We start from the raw sequence: 12,602 nt of genomic DNA on the forward strand, positions 1-12,602 counted from the left end.
AGATGACAGACGGGCGCGTGCATGCGCGCCGGTGAGATGAGGCTTTTTCGCAGGCCAGTCGACTGAGCTGCGATCGAACAGGAGAAGTGAGCGATCCATGGGTACGGCGTTCAAGCTGTTTCACTTCGACATTGCCACGGAGAACAACTTCGGGGATACGCTGCTCTTTCCTGCGGTCAAACACATGTTTGAGGCATATGGTGCAGGCGAAGCGTTCGACATCTACGATTCGCGGCCCTTACGCGAAAACGTCGGCCCCGCCCTGGTGCGCTACATCAACGCAACGGCCGATGCGGTCGTCGTCGGGGGCGGAGGGCTGTTCCTGTCGGACACGAATCCGAATCGTGATTCGGGATGGCAGTGGAGAATCTCACTTGACATGCTCGACCAGCTCGAGGTTCCTCTGATCGTCTTCGCAGTCGGCTACAACCGCTTCTACGGTCAGCCCGAGTTCGAACCCCCATTCTCCGAACACGTGACGCGCACGATCGAGAAGTCGGTCTTCTTCGGACTGCGCAACCACGGCTCGATGGAGAAGGTCGCGGAGTATGTTCCCGACGAACTCGCCTCACGGATCACCTTCCAGCCCTGTCCGACGACGCTGTCGAGATCCGTGCTGCCCATCGACACCGACCAGCCCGATGCCAAGCGGATCGGCCTGCAGCTGTCCACCAGTCGGCGCTACGCGGGCCACGGAGTCGGACCGGACACGGTCATCGACAGGGCCGGTGCGCTGCTGCCACGCCTCGAAGAAGCCGGATGGGACGTCGTCTTCACCCCCTTCACGAAGCCCGATCACCGACTGTCGGCCCGTTTGGGAGAGCAATTCAAGCAACGCGAAATGGTGCAGGTCTACGGCGACGACGTCCTCACCCGCGGCCTTCGCGATCTGTCCGATGTGCCGTTCTTACTTGGCTGCCGCGGCCATGCGCAGATGATTCCCTTCGGCCTCGGCGCCCTTCCGTTCTCCTTCGACGTCCACCCCAAGCTCGGCTACTTCCTGTCAGACATCGGGCTGCCCCAGTGGCGTCACGATCCGAAGGATGACGCGTTCGTCGACTCGATGCTCGCCACGATCGAAGACGGGTGGGAGAACCGGGAGGCAAACCGCGAGAAGATCGCGGGCAAGCAGGCCGAATTCCTCGACATCACCCTCGACAACCTCGACGCGATCTACTCGGGACTCGGCGGTGAACCTTCGGCACTCGACACCCGGTTCGCACCCTATGACGCGCAGGCCTGGAACATGGCACGCAGTCGATTCCTGCTCGAGGTGCAGCGAGAGAACAGCATCCACCGCCAACAGACCTTCCACGAGAAGGCACGCCAGACCGAAGCAGAACTGAAGACGGCGCTGCGCAATTGTCGAACGGCGGCCGATGATCGTCGGATCCTCGAAGAATCGATGCTCAGAGAGCAGGTGAGCGCGGGGACGATGCAGAAGGAGACGAAGAGGATCGAAGAGAAGACGAAGCTGCTGGAGAAGGAGAATCGTGCACTGCGCGAACAGCTTGCACAGCAGAGCTCCGAGACGGCGAGCGCCAGAATCCGCCAGGCGCGCCGAAAGGTCGGCAGAACGGTCGACACCGTGATGAAGAGAGGAAGGGCTGACTCATGACCGATGCTGGCACTACTGCAGACACGCTCGCACCGACCAGGGGCCGCCGTGGCCGATCCGCTCTCGTCGTCGACCCGCGGATCAATCAGGCCGACATCGACTATGCGCTCATCCCGGACGATGTCGAGGTCTTCCGCTGTGGAACGTTCGGCAGCGAGGACGTGTCCCTCTTCGGGAGCAGCGTCGCCGGCTGGTTCGTCGCGGACAATGTCTCGATGTCCGAGATCACCAAGATGAAGCTTCGCGGCGAATACCGGATCGATGAAATCCTCATCGACTCCTCGCGAAGCACACGAGGCACCGAGGCGTTCCACCGCATCGGGCTCGACAACGTCCGCGATTATGCGCCGCTGTTGGTTGACGCACCCGAGACAGCGGCACACTTCATCCGCGAGCTCAGGCCCTCGGCGCTGAGCACGATGACGGCCGCCGTCGCCGCCATGGGGTATTCGACGATCTACATCCTCGGCGCCGCACTCGGTTCGATCACCACCCAACGCCCCTACATCTCCGTGCGCAAGCGCCGGCCCACAACCGGGATGTCCCTGTCACGGCGATTCGATTCCTGGGACCACACGAACGCCGAGGTGGCTCTGCTGGCAGATGTCGCTACGACTTACCCCGACGTCAAGCTGCGCGACGTCACGGTCGGCAACCGCATGTTCCCACTGCTCGACGCGGCCACGACCCAACCATCGGAGAGGCGTCTGACGCCGGCCCCCAAATACCCGTCGGGGTCGACGCACCTGTACACGCATCTGCCGGTCGGATCCCAGGGCGAGCTGCTGCGCTGCGCGTATGTGACGATGTGCGATTCGCCCGACTACCTGTGGGGTGTGAGAGCACTTGCCAACTCCCTCGGCCGAGTCTCGGACGTGCCCCTGATCCTCATGGTTCCGCCCGGTTTCGACTGCGGCGACATCAGCTTCGAGATGGGCAACGTGCGGCTCTACGAGGTCAATTCGATCCGCAGCCCGCACCAGCCGAAGCAGCACCAGTCGAGGTTCTCCAACACGTACACCAAGCTCGAGGCCTTCGGTCTGACATTCCTCGACCGTGTGGCCTTCATCGATGCCGATACCGTGGTGCTGGATGCCACCGACGAACTCTTTGAATACGAGGGATTCGCCGCCGCACCCGACTTCGGTCTGCGCCTCGAAAGTCATCGTTTCAACTCGGGCGTGTTCGTCTGCACCCCATCGAGCGCGCTCTACATGAGCATCATCGACGCGATCCCTGACACCCCGTCCTACGATGGCGGTGACCAGGGATTCCTCAACGTGATCATGGACGACGTCACCTGGCTCCCACACCAGTTCAACACCCTGCGCCGCGCCTTGGGGCGCTATCCCGATGTCATCAGAGGCGATGAGGCCAGGATCGTGCATTTCGTCGGACCCAAACCGTGGAGCCTCAACGGCGAACCCGAATGGTCGGACCTCGACGGACTGTGGTTCGCCCAGCTGTCCGAACGCGAGAAGATCCGGTTCATCATCGAGCTGCGTGACAAAGCGTCCCAGCCGCTTCCGACCCCACCCGCCGAGGTGCTTGAACCTCCACGCGCCCACGGGTACCGATTGGCTCAGCAGCTCCTCGACGCGGGCAAGCCGAACCAGGCCATTCGAGTCTCGAAGGAAGCTCTGCGGACGAACAGCGCATCCTTGGCGAATCGGCGGGTCCTGGTACGAGCGCTCGCGGCAAGTGGCAACAGATCGGACGCGGCACGTGTGGCCGCGAAGACGTTCGGGCTCAAAGCAGCTCGGCGAGTGAGGAGAACACTCACCAAATGAAGCGACTATTCGTGGTCAACGGCCTCTTCGGGTTTCTCAACTGCATGTCCTCTGGCGGTGTCGCCGAACATGACGAGCTCACGGTGCTGGTGCTCTTCAGCTCCGACCCCGCCTCGAACGCCGTTTTGGAACGTCGCATGCGGTCCCTGGCACCAGTGTCCAAATGCGTGTTCCTGACGGAACCGGGTCAGTACATCGGGCAGTTGGCCGACCCGCAGTTCATGTCCGATCTGTGTCGGAATCCGGGCGAAGTGAGGATGTTCTTCACCCACAACACCTGGCTGCACAACCGCGTCTTCGCGGCCTATCCCGATGCCAGAATCGTTCTCTACGAAGAAGGGCTGGCGTCGTACTATCCGGGTCTGATCGACAGATACGACGAACAGTCGAGAGTGGCCGGGATCTACTGCCACAACTATCTCGATCTCTACGTGTCTCCCGAAGCCGCTGAGCATCCGGAGAAGTTCGGACTCCTCAACCGAGACCGCTTCCGCACTCTGCTGACCCAGGCCTCGACCGAACCGCAGGAGCAGGTCCTCACCCCGGAGACCGTCGTCGTCGTCGAGCAGTACCTGTTCAAGAAGGGGCGGGCCCAAAGCCTGGAAGACGCGGCCGAGGAATACGCCGAGGCAGTCCGAAGCATCGTCGACAAGGGGTATGAGGTCGCCTACAAACGACACCCGCGGGAGTCCTCTCGCCTGTACGAACTGGTCAGAGACCGACTGGACGCAGCCCACCGGGACCGGGTCGTCGAGTTCCCCGATTCCGGCGGGCTCCTCGAGGAGGTCATCCTCCACCAACCGCCGGCAGCGATCGTGGCGATCAGCTCGACGAGTCTGCTGACCGTGCCGCACTACTTCAACGTTCCCAGCTTCACGATCCGATCGCGGGCGCCCTATGATGTGGCGAAGGCCGTCGGAGTCGAGCGCCGGGGTCTGACCTCGAACCAAGTGGCATTGGCGGCTCGTGTCCCGAGCATCGACGACCTGCCCAATGTGCTCCACCTCAGCACTGCGATGGACATCTTCCGCGCCCGTTTCACCAGAGCGCCGAGGCTGTGCGACGATGGCGCGCTGCGTGCCCTCGGCGAGGTGGATTTCGGACCGGAGTACGTCGAACTCGTCCGCCGCATCGCCGACCCTGCGGTGCGTGCGGTCTCATTCGACCTCTTCGACACCCTCGTCAAACGACCTGCCGTCAACGCCTCCGACGTCTTCGCACTGTTGGACAGGCGCCTGCGCGATCAGATGCCGAAGTTCGTCCGCTTCTCCGATGTGCGCTCCACCGCGTTCAGGCGCCTCGATGCCCACATGAAGCAGCACGGTGGTCGTCCCGCCGAATACGCGCTCTCACAGGTCTATGACTACATCGGCACGGTGCTCGGAATCGATGCCGAGGTGCAGGCGTCGCTCATGGCAGAGGAGGTGGAGCTGGAGGCCGAGCTCGTGCAGCTGCGGCGAGCCGGGTTCGCCCTGACTCAGGTGGCCGAGGCCTACGACAAACCGTGGGCGGTCACGACGGACACCTACTTCGACGAGGATCAGCTCAATGCTGTCGCTCTGGCGAAACTGTCGGCCTCGGCCCACCATGTGACGACGTCGCTGCAGGAGCAGAAGACGAAGGCCGCCGGTGATCTCTTCGCAGTCACCGCAGCGGCCTTCGACCTGCCGAAGAAGGCGATCCTCCACATCGGAGACCGCAAGGACCATGATGTCGACAATGCCGAACGCGCCGGACTCGAAGGAGCATGGCTGCCCAGTGCAACGCACGCTGCGCAGTCGCACCCGCGTCTGGCCGCGATCTGGAAGGACGTGCGTGAGGAGAGGGCATCGGCTCTGCTTCGCGGAATGGTCCACTCCGAGGTCTTCGACAACCCCTACCGGGACTTCGCCGATGACTCGACGTGCGGCGGCAGCCCCGAACTGCTGGGATATCTTGCTGTCGCACCGGCGCTGATCGGATGGTCATCGTGGATCCTGCAGACCGCGGCCGAACACGGCAACGATGCACTGCTGTTCCTGTCCCGGGACGGTTATCTGCCGCTCGAGATCTGTCAGCGCCTGGCCGAGGACTCACAGGCCGGGGTCGATCATGCCGAGGACACGTCCGCTCGGGACTCACAGGCCGGGGAGGCCCGGAACTCACGGGCCTGTGCCGTACCGGACATGTCATACGTGATGAGCTCACGGCGAGCCATGTTCGACCTGTTCAACCAGGCCAGAGGCCACGTCGGCTACACCGAGTTCGTCCACGGCCTGAGCCCGCGCTCGAACGTCAGAACCATGCTGACGACCAGATTCGGGGCATCGGCGGCCGAGGAATTCGGGCCGCCGATCGCCGCCGCAGGCCCGGGCAGCGCTGATGCCAAGATCGGCAAGACGGCCGACAGCGTGAAGAACGCTCTGTCGCAGTTCTCGGAGTCGATCGTCGAGCAGTGCGCAGGCAACGACCGGGCTGCTCGGGACTACTTCCGGCACGCGGTCGGCGAGGCGACTCACCCGGCCATCGTCGACGTCGGCTATTCGGGATCCGCACAGCGCGGCATCACCCTGGCCTTGGGGCGAAACGTCGCCGGACTCTACTTCACGACGATGGAGCACAACACCGAGCATGCGGCCATCAACGACCTCGAGGTCGCCGAATTCACCACGGACCCCGTGTTCTTCCGCAGTGGGGGAATGCTCGAATACCTCATCACGCCACCTGGACTCGAATCGTGCACCGGCTTCGACCCGGTGACGGGCAATCCCGTGTTCGAAGATTCGGACACCCCGGACCCGATCAGGAACGCCGTCCACGCGGGCGTGAGGCAGTGCATCGACGACTTCTTCCGCATCTTCAGCGGCCACACGGGGCAGTTCGTCATGCGTCCGCGCCTGGCTTCGCACATGCTGGCCTCCTTCATGAGCGACCCCAGCCGAACCGATGCGCTGTCTCTGGAGGGCGGCAGACATGAGGACACCGTGGGAAGTGACGCCGACGATGTGTTCGACTACTGGAAGGAAGGCCGCAGCGCATGTGAGGCGAAGGCTCCCGCACGATCGGCCGACGACCGTGAGCACACGCAGGAGGCGGAGGGCCTGGCGAAGTGCGAGGCCGAGAAACGGCGGAGCCTCGAACAGGAGCTGGAGGACGCCCGGGCCGAGATCGCGGAACTGAGATCGCAGACAGCAGCCACATCGCAGACAGTGACGACCACATCGCAGACAGTGACGACGGAGGCCAAGGCGCTCGCCTCACGCGTCGGCCACGGTCTCGAGTGGAGAGCACGCCGAGTGCGAAAGAACCTCATATCCCGCAGATGAGTGCGTTCCTTCCGCGAGTGAGTGCGTGCCGCCCGTGAGCAAGTGCGTGCCTCCGACGAGCGAGTGCGTGCCACCCGTGAGCGAGCGCGCGGGGGCGAGTAGAAGGGCCCCGTCGTTCCAGAGTAAGAACCGGAACGACGGGGCCCTTCGTGCACTTCAGACCGGGCGGATGCAAGTGGTCGGGTCATTGACCTGTCGACGGTCATGAGGAAGCGCCCACGACCGGCCGGCGGCATTGACCCGGCCAGGTCTCACCGACGCTGACGCGACTTCGCACGATTCACGAGCCTGCTGCCCTGCCGACGTGCGGCGAGCACGGCGAGCGTGCCGGTCCTGCGGGCGAACGAACGGGGCGCGAACTTCTCGACATCGCCTCCGGGAAGCCGCAGACTGGCCAGGCGCTTGCGTTTGAAATAGCGGCTGAACCGAGCAGTTTCGGCCGAACGTTCGAGGAAGTCCTCGGCACCGCTCCTGAGGTCACGTGAAATGTCGGGGGCCATGCAGTAACTCACCGCTTCGACGAGCGCCTTGAGCTGTGTCGCGGTCGACTGGGACGCGCGTTCGGAACCGTCGCACACCTCGGCGATGATGGTCAGGGGGATGCGGTTGCTGTTCTGGTAGGGGCTGATCGCTTCGAGGAGCATGTCGGCGCCGACCGTGAGCGCGGGGACGCCGTAGACCTCACGCGCCGTGGCCAAGGCGGTCGAGAATCCGCCGATGATCAGGCCCGGGCGCAGCCGGTCGATGACCACCTCGGCGAGGACGGGGAGTTCGAGGACGGACAGGGTGATGCCGTCCTCCTCCGCAGCGGTGAAGAGAGGCTCGAGCTGTGCCGGCGGTGCGGCGGGGTGGGGTTTGAAGACGACTCGGGAAAAGCCCCGGGCCGCGGCCTGCCGGATCATCTCGACGTGGAGAGCCGTCTCCTCTTCCTCGGTGATGAGACCGAGCGCAGCCAGGTACTGACCGACGGCGAAGGCCCACGGTGAGCCCTGCAGTTCGTCACCGAGGCCCGCGTCGAGGTCGGACGCGGTGGAATCGCCGACCTCGCGCACGACGCTGCGGAAGGCCTCCGGATCGAGCGGCTCAGGCACGATGCCGAATTCGGCGAGCAGACGCGGTTCGAGCTCCGGGACGAGCGGCAGGTAGTGAAGCGTCGACATCCGCTGACCGTTGGCCAGTGGAATCTGATTGCGCGTCGGACCGTAGCTCATGAGGCCGTCGGCGTGGACGCGGATGGTCGCCGAGGCGAACACGCGGCCGAGGGCGATCGCCGGATTGACCTGAGGAGACTCGAGCACCAGCTCCACGTCGTCCTCGCCGAGATCCCACGTCTGCCTCAGGTGGGCTTCGACCATCGGCAGATCATTCTGCGCCGGACTCCACGTCGACGGGTGGGACGGATGGACAGAGGCATTGAGGTCGACGACGCGGTCGAAGCGGGCGAGCAGCCGATCTGCGCCGGGCGTCTGCGAGAACGGGCGCGAGAGCTCGAGCACCGCGGCGTTGTTGCTCAGCAGCAGGATTCGTTCACGGGAACTACCGTCTTTCGACGAAACGTCCGAGGGCTCGACACCCTGCGTGCCCAGCAGCGCGGGCGCTGCGGTCGTGTCATAGACTCCCGAGTCGATTCCGGCCGATAGACAGACCAGTTCGAAGAACGACGAGGCCAGGAAGATCTGCTTCATTTCACCATCTCCGTGATGTAAGAGCTCGACGCGCCCAGATAGCTGCACACGTTGAGCTGACGGCTCGGCTTCTGCTGAGAGAATTCTCGGATCAGCAGTTCACTGGGGATCTGCGACGATACGATTCCCGCACCGCGCCGCAGCTTCATGCGCAGGGAGGCGGGAGAGGAACCGAAGCGGGTGATCTGGTGGTCGAGGATGGCCAGCCAGTTGCGGATCGCCTTCGGCCACCACCGTTCGGGTTCGGCCTCATCGCGGATGAGGTGGAAGACCTGTGAGAAGGCCCGGATGAAGTCGAGCTGGCGTTCGTCGAGGATCTGAGTCAGCGATCCCACCAGGCCTCTCCGGTAGAGGATGCCGGGGGAGTCGACGACGGCGAACGATGCCGCCCGGAGGTGGAGTCGCCAGATCCACGAACGGTCTTCGGCTGTCATGAAGTCGGCGGGGAAGTCGAGGATGCCCTGTTCGAGAAGGCGTCGATGGAACAGCCCGGCCCATGCATACGGGTAGTCGACCATGGTCGAATCGTGGGCGGGCAGGATCCCGACTCTGGGGTCCAGCGCCCGATTGCGCACGGCCATCGGGGCGCGTTTGAAGGAGCGCTTGGCGCCCTCAACAGTGGTGTGGTCGCAGCGGATGAAGTCGACGTCGAGCCGATGTGCGGCCTCCAGCAGCGTGGGCAGATGGTCCGGGGCCAACCAGTCGTCGCCGTCGAGGAAGGCGACGTGCTCGCCGATCGCCGCTTCCAGCCCTTGGTTGCGGGCGTTGGCCAGTCCACCGGCCTCAGGGTTGGTGATGACGTCGAAACGCGGGAACTTCTCCGCGAATTCATCGAGCACACGAGGGGTGTCATCGGTGGAACCGTCGTTGACGAAGATCACTTGGCTGCGCTCCCAGATGTCTCCCTGCCGGAGGAGGCTTCCGAACATCGTCGGCAGGTAGGAGGCACCGTTCTTCGCGGGGATGATGATGCTGAGGTCGGCTTCGGTCACTGAATCTCTCCGGGACGGACGGGCTGAAAAGTTTGCATTCGACCGATCTTAAAATTCCTAAGCGAACGGTGAGTGTCGTTGAGGTTGACGCCAAGAGACTCGGCGGCAGTGCCGGTCGCTGACAAACTCCCCTGCGAGCTGCCGGTATTGTCTCCGGGTGAACCAGGTGCCTTGCCTGAAGCGGATAGACTCATAATGTTGTCCCCGGTCACTTGAATGTGGTCGCTCAGCGCTTGTGTGACAGGTCAGGGACACGATGTGTTCATCAGCGGGATCAACGAATTGGAGCCTCTATATCGCCAGACGCGGCAAGGACGCGAACGCGTACGAATCGTGACTCCATGATCGCTCAGGGAACCGGGAAACCACCCCCATCACCTTGCATTCAAAGTTCATCAGCGGCATCCATAGCGACTCCTATTTGCTCTGGATGCAGATCCACAACAACACAGTCACTATCTCGTTGACCCCGCTCCTCAACGGCGATGCCAATCAGAGCGAGGGTTCCTGCTCTCTGCCGTGCGATACGCTCCTCGAAAGTTTCCTCGTCCAGGGTTCCGCCTTCGCCCGCGTCGCGCTGCCACGCTGCTACGGCAGTTTCGGCCAGTGTTCGGGGAATGCGGACAGGGATCCGAGGAATCTGCTGCTCTCTCAAAGCTGCACCCAACTCGCCCAAGGTTTTCGCTTCTTGCAGGATCACATTCTGCGCTCGGGTATTGTCAGATCCCATCACATTTCCGTCCAATCTCGAATCCTTGTTCCTGCCTCCAGAGTATGCCGTCGATCACGGTCACACTGTTGCTTTGAACGAAACACCTCCGCGAGGGAACACGAAAACTGCCCCATCACCTCGCCGAGGTGGTGGGGCAGTTCGCAGTCAGCCTGCTCAGACGCTGACCTTGCGCAGCGAATCGATCTTCGATTCCTCGCCCGGCATGACGCGCTTGTCACCGTCGCCGAAGGCGGTTTCGAGGACGCGGACGCCCTTGACGAGCGAGGCGAACTCGCGTGGTTCCATCGAGGCGGACTGGTCGGAGCCCCACATCGACGAGTCGAGGGTGATGTGGCGTTCGATGGTCACGGCGCCCAGTGCTGCGGCGGCGAAGGAGATCTCGAGGCCCAGCTCGTGGCCGGAATAGCCCACAGGCTGACCATAGCGTTCGCGCATGGCCGTGATCGCCTTGAGATTGACTTCTTCGGGAGGCAGCGGGTAGGTCGAGGTGGCGTGCATGAGGACCAGTTTGTCGCTGTCGAAGACCTCGACTGCCGCATCCAGAGTCGCCCAGTCGGACATGCCCGAGGAGCACAGGACGGGCTTGCCGGTGGCGGCGATGGCGCGAAGGAGTTCGAAGTCCGTCAACGAGGCCGAGGCGACCTTGTAGGTGACGGCGTCGAACTCGTTCTCGAGGAAGTCAACGGAGTCAGTGTCCCAGGGGGAGGCGAACCACTGCAGACCGACTTCCTTGGCGTAGCGGTCGATCTCGGCGTATTCGTCCTTGCCGAATTCGACGCGCCACTTGTAGTCGAGGTAGGTCATCTCGCCCCACGGGGTGGAGCGCATCTTCGACTTCTGATGGTCGGGCACAGCCACGTCGGGGTTGCGCTTCTGGAACTTCACGGCCTGAGCGCCGGCGGTGACGGCGACATCCATGAGCTGCTTCGCGATCTCGACGTCGCCGTTGTGGTTGATGCCGATTTCGCCGATCATGTACACGGGCTGATTCGGGCCGACGAGCTGGTTGCCGATGGCCACGGGGGAGATTTGATCAGTCATGAAACCTGCTTTCGATTGGTACGCAGACGTTCTGCGTGATTCGTGAGCAACGGCTGTTGCTGCTGGATGGACGGTTGGTCGGTGATGGTCGCAGATGTGTCGGAACAGTGCTGGTCGGAGTCGAGCACCGATGTCAGTCCTCGCGCCGGCCTCGCCTCGATCGCCTGGTCGGGCACCGGGATGAGATCGCAGACTTCGCGAACTGCTCCCTTGCCGCCGGGCCGGTCGAGGACCACTCGAGCCGCTGCGAGCACCTTGGGGTGGGCGTCCGCGACTGCGATGGGCCATCCGACGACGTCGAAGGCCTCCAGGTCGTTGATGTCGTTGCCGACGTAGGCGACTCGAGTCGCGTCGAGGCCCTGCTCATCGATCCACGAGGCCAGGATCCTCGCCTTATCGTCGACGCCCTGGGTGACATCGGCGTGAAGTTTCTCCGCCCTGCGGGTGACGACCGGATTGCGTTCCTTCGACAGGATCATGACAGGCAGCCCTGATCTGACGAGGCGTGAGACGCCCATGCCGTCGCCGCGGTGGATGCGGACCTGTTCGTTGCCGTCCTCGTCGACGTAGGCGCTGTCGTCGGTGTGGACTCCGTCGAAGTCCGTGACGAGGGCGTCGACGTCGACGAGCTGCGCGGTCTCCTGCGTCGAGGCGATCGCGCGGACCAGCGACAGGTCCGACATGTCGTCGATCTCGCGGGCGTGTTCGGGCGGGACCTCTTCGATCGTGATGCGTCCGAAGAAGCGGTGCTCGTGTTCGAGGAGGCCGTCGGTGCGCATGACGTAGAAGGCGCCGGTTTCGTTGTAGTGCTTGGCCCGATCCTGGCGGCGGGGCCGGAAGCCGGCCTCATGGCCGACGGCCACGGCTGCCTCACTGTCATCGAGGCGCCACAGGAACGAGTGGTCCTCGACGGCGGAGAACACGACGTCGGCGTCTCCGTCGCGGACGGCGGTGACCGCATTGTCGATCGAGGCGGAGTCGATGAACGGTGAGGTGCACTGCATGAATACGGTGGTGTCGAAGTCCTCGCCGAGGTGGGACAGCGTATAGATGAGCGCAGACTCACTGCTCGCGGTGTCACCGGCGATGTTCGCGGGTCGGTGGGACACCTCGGCGCCGGAACGGATCGCCTCGGCGGCGATGTCCTCGTGGTCGGTCGAGACGACGACACGGTCGATGCTCGGGGTGGCCTTGGCCGCGTTGATCGCGCGCGCCAGGAGCGAGATCCCGGCGACCTTCTGCAGGTTCTTCAGCGGGATTCCCTTGGATCCGCCCCGGGCGGGGATGATGGCCACTGCCCGGTGCGGGCGGGCTGCGCCGTCGTCGGTCGCGGGTGCCGAGCCCACGGCGTCGTCGGGAGCCGAGCTCACACGATCGGTGGGCGCTGGGGGAGTCAGAATCGATTGGTCATTCACAATGATTCGACGCTAACGAGGGC

At 63.7% G+C, this 12,602-nt stretch carries 8 protein-coding genes; 3 read left to right on the forward strand and 5 right to left on the reverse strand.

What is annotated here, in order from left to right; all coding sequences use genetic code 11:
• The first annotated feature begins 97 nt into the window (after positions 1–97).
• From BKA07_RS07755 to BKA07_RS07765, 3 genes are read left to right on the forward strand one after another with little or no spacing between them, the layout of a single operon-like run.
• Positions 98–1,618, forward strand: coding sequence for a polysaccharide pyruvyl transferase family protein (locus BKA07_RS07755; RefSeq protein WP_167950397.1), 1,521 nt, complete (start codon positions 98–100; stop codon positions 1,616–1,618).
• Entirely contained in the window at positions 1,615–3,408 is a 1,794-nt protein-coding gene (locus tag BKA07_RS07760; RefSeq protein WP_167950398.1) for a hypothetical protein, read from the forward strand. The genes BKA07_RS07755 and BKA07_RS07760 overlap by 4 nt, the downstream gene beginning before the upstream one ends.
• The gene (locus BKA07_RS07765; RefSeq protein WP_167950399.1) at positions 3,405–6,713 is read left to right on the forward strand and encodes an HAD family hydrolase; all 3,309 of its coding nucleotides are present in this window, start codon (positions 3,405–3,407) and stop codon (positions 6,711–6,713) included. The genes BKA07_RS07760 and BKA07_RS07765 overlap by 4 nt, the downstream gene beginning before the upstream one ends.
• A 251-nt stretch (positions 6,714–6,964) precedes the next feature.
• Here the strand turns inward: BKA07_RS07765 and BKA07_RS07770 are convergent, their stop codons facing one another.
• The 5 genes from BKA07_RS07770 to BKA07_RS07790 form a co-directional block, all read right to left on the reverse strand.
• Positions 6,965–8,398, reverse strand: a complete 1,434-nt coding sequence (locus BKA07_RS07770) for a polysialyltransferase family glycosyltransferase (RefSeq protein ID WP_167950400.1) — start codon at positions 8,396–8,398, stop codon at positions 6,965–6,967.
• Positions 8,395–9,390 carry a glycosyltransferase gene (locus tag BKA07_RS07775; RefSeq protein ID WP_167950401.1) on the reverse strand — a complete coding sequence of 332 codons (996 nt, stop codon included), beginning with the start codon at positions 9,388–9,390 and terminating at the stop codon, positions 8,395–8,397. The genes BKA07_RS07770 and BKA07_RS07775 overlap by 4 nt, the downstream gene beginning before the upstream one ends.
• Before the next feature lie 385 nt (positions 9,391–9,775).
• Entirely contained in the window at positions 9,776–10,120 is a 345-nt protein-coding gene (locus BKA07_RS07780; RefSeq protein ID WP_167950402.1) for a hypothetical protein, read from the reverse strand.
• A gap of 156 nt (positions 10,121–10,276) precedes the next feature.
• Positions 10,277–11,164 (reverse strand): N-acetylneuraminate synthase family protein, encoded by an 888-nt coding sequence (locus BKA07_RS07785; protein ID WP_167950403.1) that lies wholly within the window; start codon positions 11,162–11,164, stop codon positions 10,277–10,279.
• A complete protein-coding gene (locus BKA07_RS07790) occupies positions 11,161–12,579 on the reverse strand; it encodes a cytidylyltransferase domain-containing protein (protein ID WP_167950404.1) in 1,419 nt (472 codons plus the stop codon). Before BKA07_RS07790 ends, BKA07_RS07785 begins: the two co-directional genes overlap by 4 nt.
• Between the last annotated feature and the right edge of the window lie 23 nt (positions 12,580–12,602).

The organism is Brevibacterium marinum, assembly GCF_011927955.1.
GTDB classification, from domain to species: domain Bacteria; phylum Actinomycetota; class Actinomycetes; order Actinomycetales; family Brevibacteriaceae; genus Brevibacterium; species Brevibacterium marinum.